24 protein-coding genes and 2 pseudogenes are annotated in these 25,581 nt (G+C 38.2%); 20 read left to right on the top strand and 6 right to left on the bottom strand.

Features of this window, described 5'->3' with window-relative positions; genetic code table 11:
- Positions 1 to 100: 100 nt before the first annotated feature.
- Entirely contained in the window at positions 101 to 796 is a 696-nt protein-coding gene (locus tag UB51_RS21105) for a helix-turn-helix transcriptional regulator (RefSeq protein ID WP_044878988.1), read from the bottom strand.
- Positions 797 to 968: 172 nt separating this feature from the next.
- On the opposite strand from UB51_RS21105, the gene UB51_RS21100 reads away from it, so the two are divergent.
- The 10 genes from UB51_RS21100 (at position 969) to UB51_RS21055 (ending at position 10,630) form a co-directional block, all read left to right on the top strand.
- Positions 969 to 2,339: an MFS transporter gene (locus UB51_RS21100; protein ID WP_044878987.1), complete on the top strand. Its 1,371-nt coding sequence runs from the start codon at positions 969 to 971 to the stop codon at positions 2,337 to 2,339.
- Between the two features lie 435 nt (positions 2,340 to 2,774).
- Positions 2,775 to 3,614 (top strand): sensor histidine kinase, encoded by an 840-nt coding sequence (locus tag UB51_RS21095; protein ID WP_044878986.1) that lies wholly within the window; start codon positions 2,775 to 2,777, stop codon positions 3,612 to 3,614.
- Complete coding sequence (locus tag UB51_RS21090; protein WP_044878985.1) at positions 3,611 to 4,270, top strand: response regulator; 660 nt, start codon at positions 3,611 to 3,613, stop codon at positions 4,268 to 4,270. Before UB51_RS21095 ends, UB51_RS21090 begins: the two co-directional genes overlap by 4 nt.
- Before the next feature lie 228 nt (positions 4,271 to 4,498).
- Entirely contained in the window at positions 4,499 to 5,863 is a 1,365-nt protein-coding gene (locus tag UB51_RS21085) for a right-handed parallel beta-helix repeat-containing protein (protein ID WP_234405483.1), read from the top strand.
- Positions 5,860 to 6,402, top strand: coding sequence for a nitrous oxide reductase accessory protein NosL (locus tag UB51_RS21080; protein ID WP_044878984.1), 543 nt, complete (start codon positions 5,860 to 5,862; stop codon positions 6,400 to 6,402). Before UB51_RS21085 ends, UB51_RS21080 begins: the two co-directional genes overlap by 4 nt.
- Before the next feature lie 23 nt (positions 6,403 to 6,425).
- Positions 6,426 to 7,247 (top strand): ABC transporter permease, encoded by an 822-nt coding sequence (locus UB51_RS21075; RefSeq protein ID WP_199924956.1) that lies wholly within the window; start codon positions 6,426 to 6,428, stop codon positions 7,245 to 7,247.
- The gene (locus UB51_RS21070) at positions 7,240 to 7,953 is read left to right on the top strand and encodes an ABC transporter ATP-binding protein (protein ID WP_044878983.1); all 714 of its coding nucleotides are present in this window, start codon (positions 7,240 to 7,242) and stop codon (positions 7,951 to 7,953) included. Before UB51_RS21075 ends, UB51_RS21070 begins: the two co-directional genes overlap by 8 nt.
- 11 nt (positions 7,954 to 7,964) lie before the next feature.
- Positions 7,965 to 8,516, top strand: coding sequence for a redoxin domain-containing protein (locus tag UB51_RS21065; protein WP_445322340.1), 552 nt, complete (start codon positions 7,965 to 7,967; stop codon positions 8,514 to 8,516).
- A 195-nt stretch (positions 8,517 to 8,711) separates the two neighbouring features.
- A complete protein-coding gene (locus UB51_RS21060; RefSeq protein WP_044878981.1) occupies positions 8,712 to 9,137 on the top strand; it encodes a MarR family winged helix-turn-helix transcriptional regulator in 426 nt (141 codons plus the stop codon).
- A gap of 107 nt (positions 9,138 to 9,244) precedes the next feature.
- A complete protein-coding gene (locus UB51_RS21055) occupies positions 9,245 to 10,630 on the top strand; it encodes an MFS transporter (RefSeq protein WP_044878980.1) in 1,386 nt (461 codons plus the stop codon).
- Positions 10,631 to 10,961: 331 nt separating this feature from the next.
- Here the strand turns inward: UB51_RS21055 and UB51_RS21050 are convergent, their stop codons facing one another.
- Together UB51_RS21050 and pepT are read right to left on the bottom strand one after the other, a co-directional pair.
- Positions 10,962 to 11,897, bottom strand: coding sequence for an aldo/keto reductase (locus UB51_RS21050; protein ID WP_044878979.1), 936 nt, complete (start codon positions 11,895 to 11,897; stop codon positions 10,962 to 10,964).
- Positions 11,898 to 11,941: 44 nt separating this feature from the next.
- A complete protein-coding gene (pepT, locus tag UB51_RS21045; protein WP_044878978.1) occupies positions 11,942 to 13,180 on the bottom strand; it encodes a peptidase T in 1,239 nt (412 codons plus the stop codon).
- 231 nt (positions 13,181 to 13,411) lie between these two features.
- Between pepT and UB51_RS21040 the strand changes: the two genes are divergently transcribed.
- The 9 genes from UB51_RS21040 (at position 13,412) to UB51_RS21005 (ending at position 18,490) form a co-directional block, all read left to right on the top strand.
- Positions 13,412 to 13,756, top strand: a complete 345-nt coding sequence (locus UB51_RS21040; protein WP_044878977.1) for a potassium channel family protein — start codon at positions 13,412 to 13,414, stop codon at positions 13,754 to 13,756.
- On the top strand, positions 13,753 to 14,352 hold the full coding sequence (locus UB51_RS21035) for a DNA-3-methyladenine glycosylase I (RefSeq protein ID WP_234405481.1): 600 nt from the start codon (positions 13,753 to 13,755) through the stop codon (positions 14,350 to 14,352). Before UB51_RS21040 ends, UB51_RS21035 begins: the two co-directional genes overlap by 4 nt.
- A gap of 145 nt (positions 14,353 to 14,497) precedes the next feature.
- Entirely contained in the window at positions 14,498 to 15,085 is a 588-nt protein-coding gene (locus tag UB51_RS21030) for an RNA polymerase sigma factor (protein WP_044878976.1), read from the top strand.
- Positions 15,057 to 16,190: a DUF4179 domain-containing protein gene (locus UB51_RS21025; protein WP_044878975.1), complete on the top strand. Its 1,134-nt coding sequence runs from the start codon at positions 15,057 to 15,059 to the stop codon at positions 16,188 to 16,190. Before UB51_RS21030 ends, UB51_RS21025 begins: the two co-directional genes overlap by 29 nt.
- 86 nt (positions 16,191 to 16,276) lie before the next feature.
- Positions 16,277 to 16,834 carry an RNA polymerase sigma factor gene (locus tag UB51_RS29835; RefSeq protein WP_082063216.1) on the top strand — a complete coding sequence of 186 codons (558 nt, stop codon included), beginning with the start codon at positions 16,277 to 16,279 and terminating at the stop codon, positions 16,832 to 16,834.
- Positions 16,835 to 16,846: 12 nt separating this feature from the next.
- Positions 16,847 to 17,443, top strand: a complete 597-nt coding sequence (locus UB51_RS21015) for a hypothetical protein (RefSeq protein WP_044878973.1) — start codon at positions 16,847 to 16,849, stop codon at positions 17,441 to 17,443.
- A gap of 42 nt (positions 17,444 to 17,485) precedes the next feature.
- On the top strand, positions 17,486 to 17,662 hold the full coding sequence (locus UB51_RS28360) for a hypothetical protein (RefSeq protein WP_160297290.1): 177 nt from the start codon (positions 17,486 to 17,488) through the stop codon (positions 17,660 to 17,662).
- A 298-nt stretch (positions 17,663 to 17,960) separates the two neighbouring features.
- Entirely contained in the window at positions 17,961 to 18,167 is a 207-nt protein-coding gene (locus tag UB51_RS21010; protein ID WP_044878972.1) for a helix-turn-helix transcriptional regulator, read from the top strand.
- Entirely contained in the window at positions 18,167 to 18,490 is a 324-nt protein-coding gene (locus tag UB51_RS21005) for a hypothetical protein (RefSeq protein WP_044878971.1), read from the top strand. Before UB51_RS21010 ends, UB51_RS21005 begins: the two co-directional genes overlap by 1 nt.
- 93 nt (positions 18,491 to 18,583) lie before the next feature.
- On the opposite strand, the pseudogene UB51_RS21000 reads toward UB51_RS21005, so the two are convergent.
- The 3 genes and pseudogenes from UB51_RS21000 to UB51_RS29830 form a co-directional block, all read right to left on the bottom strand.
- Positions 18,584 to 19,802: pseudogene (locus tag UB51_RS21000) on the bottom strand (IS256 family transposase).
- A 1,045-nt stretch (positions 19,803 to 20,847) separates the two neighbouring features.
- A complete protein-coding gene (locus UB51_RS20995) occupies positions 20,848 to 21,588 on the bottom strand; it encodes a LytR/AlgR family response regulator transcription factor (RefSeq protein ID WP_044878970.1) in 741 nt (246 codons plus the stop codon).
- 351 nt (positions 21,589 to 21,939) lie between these two features.
- Positions 21,940 to 22,116: pseudogene (locus UB51_RS29830) on the bottom strand (IS4 family transposase); the annotation flags it as partial.
- Between the two features lie 464 nt (positions 22,117 to 22,580).
- On the opposite strand from UB51_RS29830, the gene lanM reads away from it, so the two are divergent.
- Positions 22,581 to 25,580 carry a type 2 lanthipeptide synthetase LanM gene (gene lanM, locus UB51_RS20990; protein ID WP_160297289.1) on the top strand — a complete coding sequence of 1,000 codons (3,000 nt, stop codon included), beginning with the start codon at positions 22,581 to 22,583 and terminating at the stop codon, positions 25,578 to 25,580.
- Position 25,581: the final 1 nt, after the last annotated feature.

Genomic DNA, 25,581 nt, shown 5'->3' with positions numbered 1-25,581 from the left:
AGGATACAACATAGATCAAGCCCGGATATTGTTACTGATTTGCAGAAAGATACAACAGTCTGAACATACCGATCAATACAATGAATTGTTTGTTTACTGCTTATTCTCCACAGTCCACAGTATAGGCAGCATCTATCGCTTGTTCGCCTTCCATAACCCTGTATACACAGCGCCCTTCCCCCGATAAAATATACTCTACCCGTTCTATAAGAACACTTTGTCCAAGAATCGTTTGAAATAGATTTAACTCATTCTTACATAACCCAGTACAGGCAGCGGCAGCTTCGCAGATCGGACAATGCTTCTCAATGAATAAGAGACTCCCATCATCTTGATCCTGAACCTCAGCCATATAGCCTTCATTTGTTCGAATGTCGGCTAGTTTATCCAGTTTTTCCCTCAGGCCCGATGCGCTACCAAGGTATTGACGATATTGTTCTTGCATATTCTTATTGCGGACAGCCAGCAGCTTGTCTAACCCGGTATTTCCGAAAGCCTCTTTCATAGAATCGATCAGACTGACCGATAACTCCGAATACCCACTTGGAAAAAATTGATTAGCCTCAGGAGTAAGTCTCCAAAGCTTTGCCGGCCGGCCCATGGGGCGGGCTTCTTCTTCATGTGTAACGAATCCTTCCTCTTTCAGGGCATTTAAATGCTGACGAATAGCCATCCCGGATAGCGAGAATTCGGAGGATAGTGCCATGACATCCATCGCTCCCTGTTGCTTTAGAAGATCGATGATCCCTCTTCGGGTTCGAGTTGAAGAATCCTTATTCGTTTCATTCCGTCTCATTGGGGCTCCTCCTCCTTACGAGCTGATTTGCACCACTTCCTATATTTTAAATAAAAATGTTTACAAAGTCAAAGTGAAGTTGTATGTTTACTTTATAAACAAATATGTTTACTAAGTATCCGGATACGTTGTATACATATAAAAACTATTTTTGGAGGTCTTATCTTCTCTTATGTCTAACCATCAAAGTATTTTCAGCACACGTTATTTTGCACTATCGATAGGGATTATTCTGTCAGTGATGGCGGTTGGATTCGAAGGCTTAGCGGTAACCACGATTGCCCCTTCTATCGCGGGCGACTTGAACGGCATTGACCTGTTTGGTTGGATATTCAGTACTTATCTCCTTGCCCAGATCATTGGCACCTTGGTCGTCGGTCGTATCATTGATAGACAAGGACTTGCTACACCGTTTACTTTCGCACTTCTGTTGTTTATCGTAGGGCTGGTCGTTGCTGCGATTGCAAGCGACATGTATATGATGATAGGCGCACGAGCGATGCAGGGCTTGGGTGCCGGTGCTATGATGACTTGCGTGTACACTGCGATATCATTAAGTTACCCCGATGAATTGCGTGCCAAGATACTCGGAGCATTCGGTACTGCCTATGTTCTTCCGTCCATGCTCGGTCCATACGTGGCCGGTATTATTGCAGAGCAGTGGTCTTGGCGGTTTGTTTTCTGGGGAATATTGCCTATCCTGATTCTGTCAGCACTGCTTAGCCTACCGGCCTTTAGGAAATTAAGGGCACAGGGTGCACAAGAGGGAAGCGGAGCTGCCGATACATGGAGGGCCGTATTATTAACGATGGGTACAGGGATGTTCTTGGTTGGTCTTGGCATGCTGCCGAAAATTACGGGGATTGTCTTAGTCATTGCCGGCTTAGCGTTAATGGCATATCCACTACGCAAGCTGCTACCTAAGGGAACTCTTATATTTCGAAGAGGTATGCCAGCTATTCTAGCAACACGCGGGCTGTTCTTCGCCGCATATGTCAGCACACAGAATTTCTTAGTATTAGCTCTGATAGATGTGAAAGGTAGGACTCCCGATCAGGCCGGATTAATTGTGGCCAGCGCCGCACTGAGTTGGTGTGTCTTTGCTTATCTGCAAGGACGATGGGATTCGGCAGATCAGGGTCGTGGGCGTAATAGAAGAATTATCGTGGGTGTGCTACTGCTTACACTTGGAATTGCAGTCGTGTTTTGGATTCCAAGCGTAACGACTATCTTAGCCGTTATTGGGCAAATCATAGCGGGCATCGGAATGGGATTGGCACATCCGACTAGCGGAGCGGTAGCATTTGCTCATACTGGAGAAGAAGGCGCTGGTGAGACTTCTGCCAATCTGCAATTTGCGGATTCTTTTACACCGGGTGTGGTCATCGGTATAGGCGGTGCCATTCTTGCTGTTAGTCAGGTTGCAGGAATGACGATGCAATCCGGATTGATTGTAACGATGGGATTTCATCTCTTGTTAATAATAATGAGTTTATTCGCGAGTATTCGGATTACACCCGTAAGGTCGTTTAGTAAATTATAGACGGAATATAGGACGATATACTAAGTTTTGAAGGTGCGAATTGGGAATAAGAACTGGGAATGAATAGGGTAAGTTGGTTTTTAATGAAACACTCCGCCTTAGAGGTGGAGTGTTTCATTAAATTTACAGATGTATTAATCATTTTTCGGTTTAAGAGTCAGAGTTATTGGTAGTCACTAGCAGAATTGATCGTGTCAGCGAAAAGAATATTAACTTCTTCATTCGGGCCGACAAAAAAATCGGTCTTTATTGTCGTATCGACAAGAGGTTATGTTGATGCGTGCTCAGTTCCATTTAGTTGTCATAAAATGTCTACAATTGATAATTGTATCTTCTATATTTATAGCTCTATTGAGTCATGTCCAATTCTCTAAAGAAAGTTATGCTTGAAATAGATATAAAGAGATTGCTAGTTACTCTTAAAGGAGAAGAAACATGACATACAAGCAAATTAAATGGATGATTTTATTTATACCTACAGTAACACTTGGTGTATGGGAATATGTCAGACATGAGTATTTGTTATCCTACATATCCATGGAAATTGGCAACTGGATTACTCCCTTAATTGTCTATGTGCTAAGTATAACGTTGTTGAATAAACTCTTTCACATGCTGGAGCAGATTCAACGGGAATTGGAGCACGAACGAGCAGCTAAAAGTGCACTTGAAGCAAGGGAAAAATTGGCCATAGAGCTTCATGATGGTATTGCACAATCACTTTTTTTATTGTCAGTAAAGGTAGATCGATTGGAAGTTCATGAAGAACGGGAGCATCACCTTCAGGAGGTCTATAAAATTAGAAAAACTGTTCACGAAGTGAACTGTTATGTTCGTCAGGCTATTGCCAATTTAAGATACGACCCTGCAGCAGATGAGGCACTTATATCTAACGAATCCCTGGATAATAAAGTACGGAGAATGGCTGATGAAGTACTTCTTGATATGGATGTGGATTGGAGCATTCCCGATTATGCATTAAACCCGAAAGAAAAGGTAGAGCTTCTTGCCTGCATCCAAGAGGCTATCGTGAATATTGAGAAGCACGCGGTGGCATCAAAAGGGTGGATACACGGAGAAGGAGACGAATACAGCTGGAAAGTAACAATTAAAGATAATGGTAAAGGATTTGAGATGGATCAATTCCAACTTAAGGATCGATATGGATTAAATATTATGAAGGAAAGAACTGAAAATATGAACTGGAGATTGCAGTTAGAAAGAGATCATCAATACACTATTGTCGAATTGACCAAAGAGGGTGAAATAGGATGACGCACACCCGTGTATTGGTCGTGGACGATAGCTCACATGCAAGAGAGGCTATATGTGACATATTGTCGATGGATAAGAGCTTTGAAGTTATTGGAGTTGTGACCAGTGGTCAACAGGCCATTGAATTTACAGAACAGTGGCTTCCGGATTTAATACTGATGGATATTCAAATGCCGGTTATGGATGGCCTAGAGGCAACCCAACGAATAAAGCTTATGTTACCGTATGTCAAAATCGTAATGATCACCGTATCTGATGATATGATTCATCTGCTTGAGGCCTTGAAACGAGGGGCGCAAGGATATCTTCTGAAAAATCTTGAGCCTTCGACCTGGTTAAAATACCTTCATTCTATTGTAAATGAAGAAGTACCCTTGAGCAGAGAGGTGGCTTATCAAATATTAAGAGACGTCTCTTTAACTGAGAAAAGAGAACCGATTGTTCGATTAACATCGAGAGAACAGGATATTTTATATGGTGTTGCTACTGGCTGGACCAATAAAGAAATTTCTGAAAAATACAGTATTTCAGAGTATACCGTAAAGAATCATTTGAAAAATATATTGAAGAAGTTACAAGTTCAAAATCGCGTACAGCTTACCAGATACGCCTTAGAACAGGGGCTTATTCCAGACGATAACAAATGGACGGAATAAGTTTTCTGTGAATGCTACAAATTAGACACAATTCCTTTAAGACTATAGCTATATCGAGCTATATGGAAAAAATAGCTTATTAGGTACACTTAAATATAAATGATAACGCTTTTGATAATCCCTCGGGACAGCCAATAAAGCAGAGGAGGAATCCACTTTGAAAGGAAATTTTTTATATGATGTCTGGTGGCGATATTTGGGAGTCCTATCGACGGTAGCGCCACATGAATGACCATTGATATGAAATATTATCGCCGATACATACTTCATATAGTCGTTTTTTTGATCTTGTTCAATGTAGCATTTATAACACCTGTTTTTTCTATTAAAACTTTTGCAAGCTCATCTTCCAGCGAACCTATGATTTCCCTACAAGAAATTATCGATCAGTCCAGTTCAGGGGCATCCATCGTTCTTGACTCTGGTACTTATCAAGGACCAGTCATCATTAATAAGAAACTTTCTATTCGTGGGGATGGATCTGTGACTCTGTTAAACAATACCCAAGAATCAGCCATCGCGATTCATTCGAATGGAGTTAAGCTACAAGGAATAAACATTCAGCATAATACGGATGGTGAATCAACGGCAATCGAAGTGACTGGGGACGAAGTAACATTAGAGAATCTTAGAATCCTTACACGAGGATATGGAATCAGGCTTCGTGATGCAAATAAGGGAATCATTCAGAATAACGCCATTAAGTGGTTTATACCTAAAGGTGCGGGGGCTGGAAACAGGGGCAACGGGATCGATCTTTACAACTCCCATGACAATCAGATTGAGTACAATGAAATCTCTTATTTACGGGATGGTATCTATCTAGAGAACAGCCGCAATACAGTGGTGAACGAGAACAAATTGTTTCATTTGCGCTACGGCATTCATTGTATGTATGTCGATGGTTCTCATCTCACTGACAATGAAGGAGAGTACAATATTACGGGTGCCATGGTTATGGGAGTCACGAATGTAGTGGTGTCCGATAATTCCTTCCTCAAACAAAGTAAGAATGTTCATGCGCAAGGTATTCTGTTGTATGACGTGCATAAGTCATCTATTGAGAGAAATATTGTTGAAGGTAACCGTGTGGGTATTTACATGGAACAATCATCTATGAATCAATTAAGAGACAACGCTGTGCTTAGAAATTTCATAGGCATCCAGCTCAAGGGTGCTGAGGGTAACCAATTTCATAGTAACGCATTTATTGCTAATGTCATTGAAGCCGAGGCAATTGACAGCAAAGATAACGAAATGAAGGGGAACTATTGGGATTCCTTTCAGGGATTAGATTTGAATCAGGATGGAATAAGTGATATCCCTTATGAGATTAACCCGTTCTACCAGAATTTAATTAGTCGAAATTCTGCGTACCAGCTGTTTTTTCAGTCACCTGGGATGACCTTTTTAAGTGATATGTTTACGAGTGGCAGTGAGCATTGGTCTGCGGATAGCTCGCCGTTAATGAAATTGAATACAACGACTCCAATGGAGACTGCTGAGAAGGACGGGACTGTTATGGTCACCAGTTGGATGCTACTGTTTGTGTCTATTATTATAATTATCTATATGGGGGTATTACGTTCATGAAAAAAATTAAAACAGTGTTGGTACTGGTACTTGGGATGTTAGTATTGGCTGCCTGTGGGCAAAAATACGAGGCGCTTCCGATTAACGAAGAAGTTGATATTTGTGCTATTTGCAAAATGCAGATCAAGGATGATGCCTTTGCGACACAATTGACGACAAAAGACGGTAAAAACTATAAATTTGATGATATTGGTTGTATGAATGAATGGAAAAAACAAAATGGAACTGAAAATATAGGTATGGATTACGTTCGTGACTATAACGACAAAGAGTGGATCGAGTTTAATAAGGCAACTTATGTATACGATGATTCACTTCGTACTCCAATGGCCTATGGCATAGTCAACTTCAAGGATACAAAGTCTGCGGAAGCTTTTATTGCAGAGCAAGGTGTAGGGAAAATCATGAAAGCTGAAGATCTGGCGGCCCATGATTGGAAACAAAGTCAGAACATGATGGAAATGATGGATGGAGAAGGGCATATGAGCGAAGAGATGGACAGTCATAGTGAAATGACCGAGGATTCAAGCCACAAGTAACAAAAGAAGCTGGAGATGTGATCATGATAGATATGATGCAAGTGGCAAGAAGAGAAGTTAAAATGGGATTTCGTAATCCTTGGGCGTATTCCTTCCTGATCCTCTTTTGTACGTTTAGTTTGAGTTTATTGATTATTAATTCTCAAAATATCGTTAAGGGATACTCAGGAATTACAGGTTCCATGTTAAGTCTTATTTTATATCTTTTACCGCTGATGACCCTGTTCCTTGGATCCTTTTCCTTAACCTCAGAAAAGGAAGAGGGAAGCTGGCAGCTATTATCAACCTATCCTATGGGAACCATGTCTTTTATTGTTGGAAAATACGTAGGTTTATCCATCGTGTTATTGACTATCGTAGCTTTCGGATATGGCCTTATGGGATTCTTAAGCGGATTCATTGGGACAAGTTTTGATTCAACGACGTATTTTCTATTTTTAGTTTTTTCATGTGGATTAGTGATGTTATTTTTAACTGTGGCTTTGTTTATTGGATCTCTGTCTAAAAATCGCTGGCAGGCATTAACGATCTCTGTATCGATATGGTTCTTTGCCATCATTGGCTGGCCGACCATTCTTATATCGGTATTAGGACTATTGCCGTATTTATGGATTAAGCCATTGTTGGTGGCTTTGACTTTTATCAATCCTGCTGAACTGGTACGTCTATTTGTCGTAATTAAGCTTGGGGGAGGTTCCATATTAGGACCTGAATATTTCCAGTGGGTAGAGTGGATTCAAAAGCCGAGCGGTAGCTTGCTATTTGCAGCGGTTTGCTTACTTTGGATTGTAGGTTCCATTATCATTGTGTATTGGATTTGGGAAAGGGGACGTTCCCGTGGATGATGTTGTAGCTCAGGTCGTTAGGCTATCCAAAACGATAAAGAAGCAGACCATAGTTCAAGATATAAGTTTTAATATCGCCTCAGGCAATGTTTTGGCATTATGTGGCGGGAATGGAGCGGGAAAAAGCACTGTTCTGCGAATGCTTGCTGGGATTATGCAACCTACTTCGGGGGACATCATCGTAAACAACTTACGCTGGAGCAAGGAAAGGAAGCTTTTTTCTCAACAAATCGGATATATGCCAGATGATTATCAATTTAATCAGGGGCTGACCGCAGAAGAGGCTTTATCCTTTTGGGCGGCACTTCGAGGAGTTCCTAAACAAAGGGTACAAGAGGTTCTCACTTTGGTTGGTTTAGAGGATAAAGGAAAAGTATTGGTAAACACCTTCTCAAAGGGGATGCGTCAGCGCATCTTATTTGCTCAGGCGATATTAGCAAAACCACCACTGCTTATTATGGATGAACCCACCAATGGATTAGATCCGTTCTGGATGAAAGAGTTTGTTCGATTATTAAAAAATATCAAGCAGGAGGGGCATACGGTTGCCTTCTCCACGCATCAACTTGAAATAGCGGATGATGTAGCTGATCACATTGTTTTTTTGAACCGTGGCAGAAACGTTGGGGAAGGCTCTATTGAGCATTTCCGTGATAAATATGGCTCCACTCACGCTGCATTTAATCATAGTCTTGGTCTGAAATGAAGGTGCGTTACTTGAAGAGTAACAGGATACAATTTCGACGTATAGTTACAATATTGATCGTAGTAGTGGCTCTCATAGCGTTGGCGTGGACTATAGTTCAGTCTAACCGGTCCAGCCAACATTCAGGGTCAAGCAAGATAGAGGTTGGAGCGGCCGCTCCTGACTTTGCAGCAACCAATACGGAAGGACAACAAGTTCGCCTTACTGAGTATCGTGGAAAGGTCGTATTGATTAATTTTTGGGCATCATGGTGCAAACCTTGTGTCAGGGAAATGCCGCTTATTCATAGTGTTTTTCAATCAAAAGATAACGATATAGAGACGTTATTTATCAATGTTGGAGAAGCCAAGGGTACCGTTAATGAATTTATGAAAAAACAACAATTTACGTTTCCCGTTATTATAGACGTTACAGGAAAGGTATCGAGTCTGTATAGGATTACAGGGTTGCCTGCAACTTTTATCATTGATAAGACAGGAAGATTTAGAAAAGTTGTTCTTGGCGAAGTGACGGACTATACATTATTGAGAACATGGCTAGAAGCTGCAAAGGATCCACGTTAGACATTCACATCCTATGACTGCATCCCAACTGAATTAAATAGTTGTATCAAAAAAGACGACTCTCCTTTGATTTGATTTAGAGTCGTCTTTTCTTGGGTGCCTATCACCGTATCGATAAGAGTTGACATTATAAGGGGTTGGAAATATAATGGTCACAACAACTATCATCAAGTCAATTATTCTGGAGGTATACCATTGGAATTAGAAAAATATATAGGTGTTATTGTCCACCGAGCAGATTTGAAACTTAATAATTATTATCAAAAAGTGCTTACCCCGTTTGATATTACAGTGGATCAATGGGAGATACTGGTTATACTTTGGGAAAGGGAGGGGATTACTCAAAAAGAACTTGCAGAAAGACTTTTTAAAGATCAGACGAACATTGCCCGAATGCTATTCAAGCTTGAGAAGAAAGGTTTTATTTATCGTGTAACCCATGAGACGGATAGAAGATCCTTACGCCTATATCTAACTTCTAAAGGTCAAGAAATTAAAGATGAAATTCTTGTTCCATCGCTTGAAGCGTATAGAAAGACCATTGATGGATTAACGGATGAAGAAGTTGAAACATTTAGAAGGACACTTTCTAAAATGTATGATAATGTAAAATTTTTATAACGGATTTTGTTTGTATTAACATGTAATTCAATGCGTATATTAGTTGCTATGACAATTATAATCAAGACTATTAATTTAGGTTTAACAATTATATGGAGGTTGCAATGATGAAAAAAAACAATAATAAAATAGGGATTTTTGATGTCCAGTATAGAACGATGACAATAGGTATTATCTTGGCTGTTGCAACCGTAGGATTCGAGGGACTAGCGATTACGACTATTGCACCGAAGTTGGCGCAAAGTTTAAATGGTATCCCTTTATATGGCTGGATTTTTAGCGCATTTCTTTTATCTCAAATTATTGGCACAATGGTTATCGGTAATCAGATTGATAAGAATGGTGTGTTTAAATCTTATGTCGTGTCTATTCTAGTTTTTGTTGCAGGTATCGTCATTGCAGCAACTTCCTTCAATATGCACATGCTGATTGGAGGAAGAGCTTTTCAAGGTTTCGGAGCAGGTGCCCTTTTAACTTGCGTATACTACAGCATTACATTAAGTTACCCTGACGAGCTTAGAACTAAAATTCTTGCAGCATTTTCAAGTGCTTATGTTCTTCCTGCATTGATTGGCCCTTATATAGCAGGACTTTTAGCTGAATTTCTATCATGGAGGTTTGTGTTCTGGTTTGTTCTGCCTTTCGTTGTTCTATCTGTATTTTTAACGCTCCCGTCGTTTCGTAAATTACAAGCTGAAAACACATGTACACCCTCTACCCAAAGAGGAAACTATAAAGAAATCTATGCCATTTTATTGACTCTCGGAACGGGTCTGTTGTTAACCGGCTTAGGATTTGTACCCGATTGGAAGGGAATTGCGATTTCAGTTGTAGGGGTATTGATTATGATTCAACCTTTGCGAAAGCTGCTACCAGAGGGCGCTTTATTAGTCAGAGAAGGTTTACCGGCAACCATTGTTTCAAGAGGGATGTTTGTTGCATGCTTCTTTGCTGTTGAAAGTTACGTTGTTTTAGCTCTAACAACAGTTAAAGGTTTATCGGCGGACGTTGCGGGTTTAATTGTTGCCGCTGGAGCAATAAGTTGGTCAGCAGCAGCTTGGTTCCAATCCAAGCTTGATGAAAGAGACCATGGGAATGGCCGAAAAAAGCGGGTAATCGTCGGCGTTGGTTTCATGATTGTCGGAGTTATGCTGGTCATAATAATTGTAGGACTTCCAGGTAATGGAATAATATTCGCGGTATTATCACAAACACTCACCGGATTTGGCATAGGGTTAGCACATCCAACAACGGGAGCCATTGCTCTACAGCATGCGAAAGTAGGGGAAGCAGGTGCGGTTTCGGCGAATATTCAATTTATTGATGCGTTTGGTCCTGGATTAAGCATTGGATTAGGCGGTGCTCTAATCGCTATAAGTGAAACTTGTGGATGGGGAGTATTGACAGGAATCATGCTGGCCTTATCAATCCAGTTCCTTTGCTTACTCTTCTGTTTTATAATCTCTTTCCGTATTACGAAGAAGGAAATGTAATGACCGTAATCGCTAGTGTTGCGTAGAAACGATTATAATCCATATTGAACATCATTTACCATGCCTACTAAATCTGAAAAATAAAAAAGGGAACAGGTCCTCGATGACCAATAAGTTCCCTTTTTTGAAGAAATCACCGAGAAACCCGGGGCAGATGAATCAACTCCATTATTCATAATTAAAAGACTTTCAAACCCATCATGTTGGATTTGAAAGTCCTTTTTTATAAAAATATTAGAAGGGATACACGTTCGTCTCTATTTGATCGGGTAACGAATACTGAATTTTGGGACGAGGAAATCGTGTATCCTCGCATAGCTTAGGTATGTGTTTAGACCTCAAAAATTTGATTGATATGTTCAATTTCTGCGGAGGTCAATTGAACATCTAGGGTTCTTAGATTGTTAAGTACTTGATCCGGTTTCTTAGCTCCAGGGATTAAGGCATCTATAGAATCTTGGGTAAGATACCATGCGAGTACGATATGGGCGATTTCCGCATCTTTGCTATTAGCGATCTCACGTAGTAGTTCAACCTTCTGTAGATTCTGGATGAAGGCATCCCCTTGAAAGAGTGGATTCTTAGCTCTTCCATCCTCAAACGTTGTATCTTTAGTGTATTTGCCACCGAGTAGTCCTGCAGCTAGTGGGAAATAGGGGACAAATGAGATTCCATGCTGCTTGGTATAAGGTAATAAATCTTGTTCAGCACTACGCTTAAATAGATTATATTCAGACTGTAATACATCCACGTATCCATCACGATTAGCCTCCTGTAGTTGTTCAATAGAGAAGTTGGATACGCCAATCGCTCGAATGGTGCCTTCCTTTTTTAATCTTTGTAGGGCATCTACCGCTTCATCCTTCGGTGTATGTTCGTCGGGAAAGTGGATATAGTACAGGTCGATGTAGTCTGTTTTGAGCCGTTTCAAGCTATCTTCCACCGATTGTTTCAGAAAGGCAGGAGAGTTATCTAGTACAATTTTATTGTCAACGAATTTATGGGCGCCCTTTGTGGCAATAACAACATCTTGTCTGCGGCCTGTTTCTTTCAGCACTTCTCCAATGAGTTGCTCTGAACGTTCGGGACCATAAATATACGCTGTATCTAGAAAATTAATACCATTCCTCAAAGCAGTGCGGACAACATCTTTGCCGACCTCTTCATTTAGGTTCGGATATATATTGTGTCCACCTACGGCATTAGTACCCAATCCAACCGGATTGACTAGCAAATCAGTTCTTCCTAGACGCGTCTGTTCAGTCATAATTTCTCCAGCTCCCTATCTAATGGTTATGTGTAACTAATGTTTTAGTTAGTGCCTTGTTCCTCATAGAGTTTAATGATCTCAATGACAACCTGTGTAGCCTTGATCATATTATCGACAGAGATGAATTCGAATTTGCCGTGGAAGTTCTCTCCCCCTGTAAAAATGTTAGGTGTAGGCAGCCCCATATAAGAGAGTTGTGAACCGTCAGTACCTCCGCGTATTGGAGAGATTTTAGGCTCAATGCCTAGGTTCTGCATAGCCAGATAGGCAATATCGACAATTTCCTTCACAGGCTCGATTTTCTCTCTCATATTGTAATACTGGTCATTCATATCTAGAATGATATTTTCTTGACCGTATTGATGTTGAAGTTCAGTCACTATTTGTTTAAGGTTTTCTTTTTTAGCATGAAATTGGTCTTTATCGAAGTCTCTAATAATGTAATACAGAGTGGTTTGTTCAACATCTCCATGGATGGAGAGTAAATGGTAGAAACCATCATAACCATCTGTTAGCTCCGGCGCTTCCTCAGCGGGAAGTTTACTCTGTAGCTCCATAGCGATTTTGGCGGAGTTGACCATCTTCCCTTTGGCTGTCCCCGGATGAATGTTATTCCCTTTAACTGTAATCTTGGCACCCGCTGCATTGAAGCTCTCATATTCTAGTTCACCAAGCGGGCCGCCATCGACTGTATAGGCATAGGTTGCATTGAATGCAGCAACATCGAATTTGGCAGGTCCTCTACCGATCTCTTCATCAGGCGTAAAGGCAACGCGGATCGTACCGTGTTGTATTTCAGGGTGAACTATGAGATAAGCCATAGCCGTCATGATTTCAGCGATTCCCGCTTTATTGTCAGCACCCAGTAGTGTTGTTCCATCTGTTGTAATTAACGTATGACCGATATAATTGGCGAGATTGGGGAATTGACGTGGAGAAAGAATAACTTGCAACGGTTCATTCAAGGTCAGATCTTGTCCATTGTAGTTCTCAACCAATTGTGGATTTACGTTAGTACCAGTAAAGTCAGTTGCTGTGTCCAGATGCGCTAGAAACCCGATGGTAGGTACTGTCTTATCTGTATTGGAAGGAAGAGTAGCCATCACGTAGCCATTGTCATCCATAGTCACTTCTTTCATACCGATTGTCTTCAACTCTTCTACTAGCATATGTCCGAGCGTTAGCTGTCCAGCTGTAGTAGGGCAGGTATTCATGTCGTCATTGGATTGTGTATCGACCTTCACATAGGAAGTAAATCGTTCAATTATTTCTTGTTTCATCTTCTTATCGACTCCCTTTATTTATTGGTATATAAATATTTTAACCTATAACAGTATCCATAGAAAGACATGATAGAGCTGCTGTTATATAATAAAAATTAGTTTTTATGATTTGCATGCCAATCGGCTCGGCGATGGTCTTTTTTCAAATATAAGTAAGTATAAGTGGTTTGGTGTAGATTTAAAAAATACTACTCAATTCAATGAAGTCAGAAGGGTTGTCACTAGAGAATGCTATCTTTTATAATTACGCTCAAACGTTTGCTTGGAGGTCTCTGGCATGCCTTCAAGAAGAAGAATTTTCAAGTCTTGTTCGTGTTGATCATATTTATGCTATTATCCGGAACTATTTTTTATGTTAAAGAAGAAGGCCTGTCCATTGTAGATGCATTATATTTTTGTGTCGTTACACTGAGTACGGTAGGGCATCCTAGCTTTGAGCCTCAAACCTCGCTTGGGAAAGTATTCACGATGGTTTATATCATAGCAGGGACGGGATTATTTCTAGGTTTAGTCGCACATATTGCGTATGCTATTTTTCAAGCGAATGACAAGAAGGATGCCGATGAGGCTTGAAAAAGGATGTGAAGTTATTGGACCAATTAAAGCAACGATGTGCCTGGGTTAACGATGATCCCCTATATATTGCTTATCATGATGAGGAGTGGGGAAGACCGTTAGTTGAGGACCAGAAGTTATTTGAGTTGCTGATGTTAGAGGGCATGCAGGCGGGGCTGAGCTGGTACACGATTCTCAAGAAGAGAGAGCGTTACAGGGAGGTCTTCGACCAGTTTGATCCTGTGAAGATAGCTGCTTATGGTGAGGATAAAGTTGAGCAGCTATTACAAGACGCTGGAATTATTCGCAATCGATTGAAAGTGCGTGCCATTATACATAATGCGAGTATCTATCAGCAGATCGAACGTAATGAAGGTTCCTTTTCGAGCTTTTTATGGAGTTTTGTGGACGGGAAGCCCATCATCAATCATTGGACTATTAAATCTGAGGTGCCTGCTAACACCCTAATATCAGATCAGATGAGTACTGTGCTCAAGAAAAAAGGGATGAAATTTGTCGGTTCCACTATTTGTTATGCATTTATGCAGGCATCAGGAATGATTAACGATCATACGTTAGATTGCTTTTGTCGAAACGAACAAACTCACGTGTAGCTAAGAGGTGGCTTCTGAATTCATCAGGAGTCATCTTTTTTTGTTGCAGAGTTAGAACTGTCTTTATTTAATAGTCAGAAAAATAACGTGGGACTGTCACAAAGTACCACCATTTTCAGTTATATGGGTAGAAAGGAGGGGTGAAATGAATGAATCACATAGTTTAGATGAGAAACTGGATTTGGATATGGAAATAAAGTCTGTGATTGAGAAGGTGCAAACGGGAGATATGCAGGCTTACACCCTCATTATAAAAAGGTTTCAAAGACAGATATTTCTCTACTGCTATTACCTACTCAAGAGTCAAGAAGAAGCCGAAGATGCAGCTCAAGATATATTTATAAAAGGTTTGGAGCGTATCGATCACTTTTCTCAACCTGTTTCACTATCAGCGTGGCTTTATAAAATTGCCCACAATCATTGTCTGGATCTAATTAAGAAAAGGAATAAGAATTATCAATCTTTATTGGAGTACAAGGTCAACAGAGAGCAAGAGAAGGAACACAGTTATACGGAGGTCATTCACGACTTATTAGATCATCTTAATGTTGAAGAACAGCAAATTCTTTTGTTGCGATCTCTTGAAGAATATAGTTATGACGAAATTGCTTCTATTATGGACCTTAAACCGACAACGGTTCGAAAAAAGTATGAACGGCTCCGCAAAAAATTAATTCAGCAAAAGGAAAAGGGAGGGAAAGTACATGAACAATCGGTCAGAGCTGGAGGATAAAGAGGTTAATCATTTAAAAAAGTTAATTCGGGAAACACCGATTTCGGTTGATCTAGTGGAACAGACGATGAAAGAGGTTGAAAGTAGCCATCTGAGAAACACAAGAAGTAATCGCACTCATCGGAGAAGTGGATGGAGTAGAGCAATGATCACTGTAGGATCAGCGGCTATAGTGTTTACTCTAGTGATAGGTGCGGGATTCATTTCGCCAACGTTGGCAGCATCCATTAAACAAATTCCCGGGATGGATACGATCTTTCGATTTGCCGGTGATCTTGGCTTAAGAGCTGTAGATGAGAAGGGTCTCCTTACAATAATGGATGCAAGTGTGACTCATGATGGATTAACATTAAATGTGCCAGGTGTATTGTTCGTTGGTACTCGCGTATCCATTGGGATCGAACGTCAGACTTCAGAGGAGAAGTTTTTAGAGGATACTGTACAGGATATAATTAGTACTTGGGATTTATCGATTAATGGAGAGTCTACCCAATCCTATGCCCCTAAGGGCCACTCCCTTGGTTCTTATACGATTCCTGGTAAGAATGAGAATACAACTTTTTTACAACTTTCAGATTTACATAATCAAGGAGGAAAGGTTTTTCCAGATCAATTTGAATTGACATTAACTATAACGGTGTCAGGAATTTCAGAGCCATTTAAGTTCAACATTCCAGTGGTGAAGAACACCAAAGACAATGTGGTTTTAACGCCTGCTGTAACTCGAACATATGAGAATATCAGTTTGACGCTAGAGAAGGTTGAGATTACGCCGATTACAACGAACATAACCACTCTTATTAAATTTCCTGAACATATGAGAAGCTCCTCTTCGCAACCTCGTTTGGGCTATGCAATTTATGATGATAAAGGGAATGAGTTGCAGCAAATTGACGGTAACGGATCTTCTCCAACCGGTCGTGGTAATGCTATGTTAATGGATTCCCGATTTGAACCGTTTGCAACGATTCCTAAATCTATTACTATAAAAACGTATAAATTGATTCCACAGAAAGGAGATAAGAGCCAATTTGTGTTGGATGAAAACGGAAAAGTAAGAAGGGTGTATTTCCCTAACCTGGAAATCACTTTACCCATAAAATGATAAGTCGTACTAAGGTGAAGAAGTTAACTTTAACTTCTTCATCTTTTTAATTGTCCATGTCACGATAAGGCGTTGCCGTTAGTTATATATGTAAGAGGAAGGGGGAGAAGAATATTGCGGATAAGGAAATAAAACAAATTCTTGAAGGTGACAGTAGTGCTTTTGAGGCAATCGTCAAGCGGTATGAGAATAACATCTATAAGTATTGCTACTTTTTATTAGGAAATGAGGAAGAAGCCGAGGATGGGGTACAAGAAATATTTATAAAGGCGTTCTTTCAAATTCAATCATTTCGATATGATAAGTCTTTTGCGGGTTGGCTCTACACCATTGCTTTAAATCATTGTAGAACTGTTTTGAGGAAAAGAAAAAAGTGGCAAGAAGTGATATTGAATCTTGTAAAAGGTCCAACAGAATATGAGGCAAGTCCTGAAAAGGTATATCTATCGAAACGTAGCTGTCTAACTGAAGATTATAAAATGTTATCTGAGGCAGAAAAGTCCATACTTATTCTTCATACCGTTGAAAGGTATACCTTTGTTGAAATTTCAAATATTTTGAATATTCGTACGTCCACTGTCGGAAAAGGTTTGAGCGTTTTAAAAAAAAAATCACAGAAAAGGAAGATAATGAAGCTAGTTTAGGGGGACTTTTAAATGAACGAAAAATCAGAGTTTAACGGATTAGTTAAAGACCTAGAGGAGCATTTAAGGCAAATAGATGTTTCTGCAAAGGTAATGCATAGAATAAATGACATAAGAATCAAAAAAGGCATACTTAAAAGGGGTCCAAAGCCAGTTTTTTTAGTAGCATGCATTATTTTTTTAATCACTTCCGCTACAGCTGGAGCGGTGTATGCTTTTCCAAATCAATGGAATGGGATATTGGTATCACTGACGGAACATAGTCCAAGTCCTGTTAATCAAATGGAGTCTATGGAAAGAGTGAATCAATGGTTAAAGGAACCGGGTACTGTAAAGGAAGAATATGATTTAAGTTCTGGTAAAAACGAATTAGGTTTTGAATTTCTTACAGCTAAAGAAACGCCCATTCCTTTAAATCATCGAATTGCAGGTAGTATAAACCTTAATATTCCTGATGATATTAATAAAACCGAAACAAATGATAGAACTCTTAATATTAATACGAATGTTATCAATTATACGCCTTCTATTATAGACTTTTACAGACAACAAAATCAGTGGGTTTTAGTTATTCAAGGTAAGAATCCAGACGCTACAAAAGCGGCTTAGGGAATACTAACATTATCCAATAATTATGTTGGTAATTGGAAAATGATTAAAAATACAGATAATATATTAGCTCTATATTCGGATGATGGACATGAAAAACTCATTAGCTTAAGTGTTCTAACCACTGATAAAACAGTAATTGAGTTTCAAATTACTGGGAATGTTTCAGAGGATAATTTGATCGGTATGATGGAAGGGTATATTGCTGATCTAAAGTGAACGTTCTTTGAAGAGGCATGTGCCAATCCTGTATATTTTGAAAGAAGTCGAAAGCAGAGAGATGCTCGACTTCTTTTTTGTGGTTTTGAAAAAAAGACATCGACAACTATTGTGACACAGGGGGGTTATGACAAACTAGCAAAGTTATTTTTAGCTTTTATTTATGTTGTGGCTATTTTTAAATTGGCTCAATGATGAGTTTCCAGACACTTCCTAGTTCAATGCTTGACAAAATGTAACTACTTAATTACAATATAAATGTAATCAAATAGTTACGTTAAGTAAGGGGTGAATTACATTGATTGAAAATCGCATTAAAATTTTGAGAGCTGTACAGAATTGGACGCAAGCTGATTTGGCTGAACTTCTTGGGGTGTCGCGACAGGCAATTATATCCATCGAGAAATATAAATATTCACCATCACTGGAGCTAGCCTTCAAAATTGCAAGAGCATTTAATGTATCTATTAATGAAGTATTTATACTGAAGGAGGATGATAAATAATGATTTATAAAACAGTAATGTTAGTTGGGTTCATCGTATTAGGGATAGGACTTTTTGGTAATGTATTTTACAAAGCTATTAAAAGTGCAAAATATAAAAATGATGAACGCTGGCAGTTGATTCAGAATAAGGCGAACCAAGTGATAATTTGGTACCAAGGTTTAATTACAATAGTATTTGGTATCATATTGGTTGTAGATATATTAAATCCTTTTCAAATTAGTTTGAGTGTTTCTAATGCAGTGTTATATGCATTTATTTTGCTGTTTCTACAATACACAATTGAATTAATTTTCTTGATGTATTTTGATAAATCGTTGTAAGGATATAAGTCAAGAATCTTATGTAAATAAACGGGGTCTGTCAAATCTTTTGTGTAAACTCTTTTAATAGGCTCCTCCCCGAGGGGAGAAAAGTTATCTGAGATACTGCCCGATGCGATCCGGAAAGAACACGGAAAGCTGAAGGAGCATTTGCCCCCAATTCTGTACACGGCCTGTCCATTTACGGGTAACATCCATCGTGGCCAAGTAGAGCATTTTCAGTAAGGAATCGTCCGTAGGGAAGATGCTTTTACCTTTGGTAGCCTTGCGTAATTGACGGTGGTAACTCTCAATGATGTTGGTCGTATAAATAATTTTACGGATCTCTGCTGGGTATTTAAAAAAGGTTGCGAGTTCATCCCAGTTGTTTCGCCAGGAGCGTACAATCAGGGGATACTTATTACCCCAGGTTTCCTCGAATCGGTCCAATTCCAATAGAGCCATTTCCTCATTTACGGCTTTGTAAATGGGCTTTATCAGCAGTTACTTTCTTCAGATCTTTGTAGGAGACAAATCGAGTAGAGTTGCGAATCTGATGAATGATGCATTTTTGGATTTCAGTCTGCGGATAACAGGCTGTAATCGCTTGAGTGAAGCCCGTTAAGTTGTCTACGCATGTGATGAGAATGTCCTGTACACCACGGTTTTTCAGATCATTAAGGACACTAAGCCAGAACTTGGAGGACTCATTCTCGCCGATCCACATTCCAAGAACGTCTTTGCATCCATCTAGATCAATACCAATGACCATATAGGCTGCTTTGTTTACAATGGCACCATCCTGTTTGACCTTAAAGTGAATGGCATCTAGAAAAACAACCGCGTACACGGCTTGGAGTGGTCGGTTCTGCCACTCCTTAATGAGAGGAACAATCTTGTTCGTGACGTTGGAAATGAAGGTTGGAGAGACCTCAATGCCATACAGATTGTTCAGGTGGTCTTGAATCTCGCGCGTACTGATGCCTTTTGCATATAAGGCAACGATCTGATCTTCAATACCCGTCACATTGGATTGATGTTTCTTCACAACAAGCGGCTCAAATTCACCTTCGCGATCACGGGGAATGGTGATTTCCTGCTCACCGTACTCGCTAATGATGCTTTTCTTGCTCTTTCCATTACGGCTATTCGTTGTTTGCTTGTTCTGCATGTCGTGCTTCTGATAGCCCAAATGAGTATCCATTTCAGCCTCTAGCATTTCTTGCAACGTCTCTGCAAACAACTCTTTCAATGCATTTTGAGCATCCTGTGCAGATACCAATTTGTTCTCTTTAATGAACTCACGGAGTTGCTGTTTTGTCCATAATCCCATGTGTTCTCCCCTACCTTTCGTATACTACTATTTTAATAGGTTTAGGAGTTTACACAATCTATTTTACAGACTCAAATAAACCATTATGGGTTTTTGATCTCAAGCCTGGCATGAGAATATCAGCAAGTTTATCTTCTCTAGCAACAACATCCATACTAGTAGTAACATGGTGAGGTAATACGCTTCTTTTTATAATAGTCTACCCGTTAAATAAACTATAAAGATCGGTTCTGTGTACAAACCATTGCCAGCTTAAGTACACCCTTACCTAGAGAACTGCGAACATAAAAATGTTACAGCTCGAACCGATCCATCACCATGTCATCTACCCAATGCAAGGATTAGTTATGGAAGTGCAAATTCAAAACTGTGCAGGTAAGATGTTCATCAAGAAACGTTCGTGATCTGCACCTTAAATGTGCATGAAGCAGGTGACATTCAAAGTAAAGTACGAACGCGTGGTACACTGACCAAAGAATTATTTCAATTGCTGGAATGGCTGAAATCTAAATCTGTCACCCATAGTGCGATGGATTAGCGTGCTAAAGACAGAGTCCACTCTTTTGGTTAAAACGAAAGTTCTTACGCCACCATCCACCAAAGGAGCATATCTGCTGATGAATAGATTAACATACCATTAACAAATTGAAAAAGGTTTTAAACATTGGCGACTGCCTCTGTATTTCTCTAAACCCGTTTTGCGACATCTTTTGCATGTTGTCGATGGGATGTCGAGCACAGGTTTTACTGGCAAGCTCGCTCAAATACTTCAAGCCAGTCACCATCCTAAACATCGCACAGCACTTGGCTATTTTCTGTAACATAGTCCGTGGCAAGAAAGTTTTCTTCTCCAGCAAACAAAACAGCATATCTATCAGAAACTATCAGGGAAATCGCCGCTATTTTTACTCAAACTCATGGTTTGAATCTATTGCTAAAATTTTTTCTTTTGGTTGAATATCCTTTTTCAAAAATATATCTCATGTTTATTTTTCTAGAATCAATACTGTTTGAAATTGCAACTTTTATTCAGCACTAGAACATTTCAACTAATATAATTTCCAAATAACTCCAACGTCCTCTGATAGTAACTTCGGGAAATGGGTAGCCGCTCACCTTTAGTCAAAATGACCTCTCTTGTAGACTTGTCTATACTACTAATATGTTGAAGATTGACTAAAAATGACTGGTGTATTCTAAACAATCTGGCATCACATTTTTCAATGTTTTTTAAAGTCCCTTGAAATTTTCGGATTTGATCTTTTGCAGTTAACAATATCCGATGATCATATACAGTCGAAAAAAAATATATGTCTCGAAAATATAAACGAACTATCGAAGTTTTAGTTTGATAAACAAATATTTTTTCGTCAATAATTGAATGTTCTATCATTTCCAGATAAATTTTCAGACAGTTGTTGATTTCTTTTTTTAATAAAGAATAATCTAATCTCTTTTCAATAAATGTGAGTGCTGAAACATAATATTTATATGAAATAGCTATCAATTCAGAGCGTGCAGTAACAAAAACTATAATTCCCTGTTTATCAATATTTCTCAGCTCTTTAGCAGCTTCTAAACCTTCCATCTCTACGGAACTAATCTCCAAATCTATAAAGTACAGATTTAACTCAGAGTTTTCCTGTACCTTTCTTAGCAAATCAGATACTTTTTTAAAAGTATGAATAGTTTCTCGACTTTTCCCATGCAGTTGACAGTATTGTTCAATCACTTTTTTTAATGCTAGAGCTTGTACAATTTGATCCTCTAAAATATATATCGCCATGTTAACTCCCCTAACAATCATTTTCAATTTTATTACTACACTTGCAAATACTCGCTCGAAAAATTCAAAAAACTAAAAAACGCGAGTATCGCTTTGCCCCTTTAAGGCAAATCAGCATTCCATTAAAATGAAGTAAAAAGTCAAGACTGAGGAACTTACCAAGTAATCTGGCAAACAAAATCCTTTTTGTCCTCCCTTATGGATCGTAATGATTAATAGAATTATACGTGACATATTATGAATTCGCTTTCATATCGGGATGTTCATATCACAATTACATTTGTTAATAACTCAACTTTCGTAGCTCAAATCTCCAAACAAACCCTTGATATAGCTAGGTAAACCAGAGATCTATTTCTGTATTTAACAAAATAAAGAAATTTTGTTCTTTTTTATTTTTTATTGGGACATTTGGAGAAATAAACTCATGAGCTGTTGAAACGTAGTCTGGTAGTCTAAATCGCGGACTTCATCAGCAAAAAAGAAAAATAGCCTTCGCAGTGTCCGTTCATCACTTGATTGGCGCCGTGACAAAAATTAAGCGGAGTAAAGCTAAAACCGCCGGACCAGCCCAGCGTTAACATCGTGTAACCTTTAGTAAATTTGCCTGTGTTGGTTGTAACATAGAGTTACGCACCTTTCTTGTTGGCATGGTTGGTCGCACTTCTCTGATACCAAACAAGTGAGGTGTTTTTTTGTCAATATGATTAAATCTATTTTAATTCTTCTTACGTGTTCGAGGGCTTAAGTCATTTTTATAAGTGCGAAAGTTGAGTTATTATAAGGTATTTTAAATAAAATATGTAACATGAGGTATTAGAAATGTCATATAGGGATTAATTGTATATAAATATTATTTTTAGGTTTATTCTATATTTAAGCTAGTTAGTTAATAAACGCCGTTCATTCAGTCTTAATAACTTCATCTTAAAATAGCGATAAAATTGGAGAATTGTGAAGTTTGAACTTAGCGAAAGGAAATGATAATAAACGTGAATAAAATAATCGAAAAAGCAAGAAAGATTGATGAAAATAAAAAGGGATATTCTGATCACTCCAACATTGATTATACATACTTGAAAGAATGGCGAAATGTTCGAACTCTATTAAATGATAAATATTTCGAGATAATGTTGAAAGAAACAAGTTTTACAAAAGAAGAATTTGCTTACTCGCTTCAACCAATTGATAACTCAAATGGACACAAAGAAGATGTCTGGTTTGATGATTTTATTGAAATGTTAAATGAGTTTGATTATGAGGATATTAATTATCAGGCTGGAGTTCAAGTTCCAATCTTACCGTTCAATAGACATTTACTTCAGCATTTACAACAGGTGATACATCAGTTGAATGAGGTTGAAGTAGGTCAGGAAGTTATTAAAGCATTTCTAGAGGCTCACTGTATAGAAATGTTTAATGTAATGGGAAAAATAATTGCTTTGAAACTTGAGGAGTATAAACAAACGAACAGTTTTCTAAGTGAAGATAAGGAAATACGTTTTCAAGAATTCTTAAAAGCAACTTTATATTCAAAAGAGAGTTATTTGAAATTATATGAAGAATATCCTGTTGCAGCAAGAGTTGCTACTATTCGGACAATGTACCTGAAAAAGAATTTCACCGATATTTTGCAACGCATAGAAAAGGATTCCTTCGAAATTCGACAGTTTTTAGAGTTAGATAAACTGAATTTAACAGAAATTAATCTTTCGACAGGTGATTCTCACGAGCAAGGGAAATCGGTTTCGATTTTGAGTTTTGGAGATAAAAAATTAGTGTATAAGCCAAAAAATTTAGAAATAAGCATGGCTTTTGAAAAATTCATAGATTGGTACACAAGGGATTCTGAATTATTACCAATTAAAATACCAAAAGGAATTTATAGAACACATTATGCCTTTAATGAATTTGTTATTCCTCACTATTGTAAAAGTGAAATAGAAGTTGAAAATTTTTACCTTCGTTATGGGTATTTAAATGCACTTTGCTATTTACTGAGTATGAATGATCTGCATTTGGAAAATATTATTGCAGATGGGGGACATCCTGTTATTGTGGATATCGAAACGATATTTCAGACTTCTCTAAATTTGGAGAATGAGTCAATATATAGTGACTTAATGAAGCATCTGGAAGTAGATTCTGTTTCAAATTCTTGCTTATTGCCGAGACAAATAAGTATGGGTTTAGGAGAGAAAATCGAGTTAAGCGCCTTAAACGGAAAAGAAGTTAAACTATCTCAAAAGTATCTTTCACCAGCAGAAGTTAATACTGATGAATTTCATTATGAAAAGATCGAGGGTGGCTATTTTGCTGGTGGGAACAATATCCCTAAGTTTGATGAAACCGAAGAAATTAATTTTCAAAAATATAGTTTAAAAATTTTGGAAGGTTTTAATGACTTCATGAAATTCGTATTGGAGAATAAAGCGGAGTGTCTTGAAGAACTTAACATTTTTCAAGGGTATAAAATACGCTCCTTATTAAAAGGAACAGAAAGATATGCTTCAATGATTCGCTATTCGAATCATCCTAATTATAATCGTGAGATGAATTGTCGCGAGCGATTAATGATGAATATCTGGGCATATCCATATTTGGATAAACGCATTATTAAGAGTGAAGTAAGAGACTTACTATTTAATGATATTCCTATCTTTTATTCTATTACAGATTCTAGAGATTTAATTGATAGTCAACAAAATATATATCCTAACTTTCATCAACAATCCGGTTTTGAGATATCTAAGCATCGGATATCTGGGTTAACAGAAAAGGAAATAATAAGACAAAGATCTATACTGCTATCCTCGTTAGGAATCACGGATTTTTATTTAAACCAAGAAAAGCAGGAAAGAGCTCTTAATTATCCAGTCCAAAAAATTGATTATTTAAAGCAAGCAAAATTGATTGCTGATAGATTGATAGATGAAGCTTTTGAGAACAATGAGGAATGCTCATTTGTTAATGTAGATTGTAATGATAAAAAACAGTGGAAAATGATTCCATGTGATGAGAGTTTGTATGGCGGATTAAGTGGTATTTCTATTCTGTTTTTGGAGTTGTATATAAAAACTAATGAAGAGATATATCTAACTTATTATAGAAAGTTGATTCATACGGCAGTAGAACAGGCAAAAAGACATAGATTTCAAAGTGCATTCACAGGGTGGTTGTCACCAATTTTTCCAATAGCCTTGGAATATAGACTCTTAGGGACTGTAAGTGAAAGATCATTTTTGGAGTTAACATTAGAAAAACTCGAAAGCTTAGAAACGGATGATATTGAAAAAATAAAAGGTACAGATTATATTTCAGGAATTTCAGGGATTTTGCGGTTAATATCAGTGATACGATTAACATTTGGAATAGAGTCCTTATCCGAAAATACTGTTCAAAAATTTGTGAATGTATTGATTCAAAGAATCAGTTTGGGAGAAGATAAATCAATTGGAGTTATAGGAATAGCTCATGGAATTTCTGGCCTTGCTCTTGGTTTGGCTTCACTAGAAATAATGGATTCAGAATATATCAGTTCTTTACTTTCAAAAGAGTTTGAATTAGATATTCCTGTTACTAATATAAAAAAATGGTGTTGGGGATTGCCAGGTATGATTCAAGCTAGACTCGAACTTATGAAGATATGCCCAACAATCGTTGACAAAAAACAACTAGCGACTCTGATTGAACAGTTTGATAAATCTTTAACTACCATGAGAAATGATGATACCCTTTGTCATGGAAGTGGAAGTGTAATTACGACACTGAAAATGCTATATGAATATACGCAAGAAGAAAAATGGGTAGAATTTATCCAAATATGGATTTCTAATATGAATATGAACGCTTTGTTTGAAGGGTATACAGTACCCAAGATCCTTGAAACTAATGCAAAAGGTATTTTTGATGGAATTAGTGGAGTCGGATGGATATATTTGTATATCTCCGGATCTGTTAGCAATTTATTGTTGTTGGAATCTAAACTATAGG

Source organism: Paenibacillus sp. IHBB 10380 (assembly GCF_000949425.1).
GTDB lineage: Bacteria > Bacillota > Bacilli > Paenibacillales > Paenibacillaceae > Paenibacillus_AQ.
The sequence above is the reverse complement of the archived record's forward strand: the minus strand, read 5'-3'. Positions and strand labels throughout refer to the sequence as shown.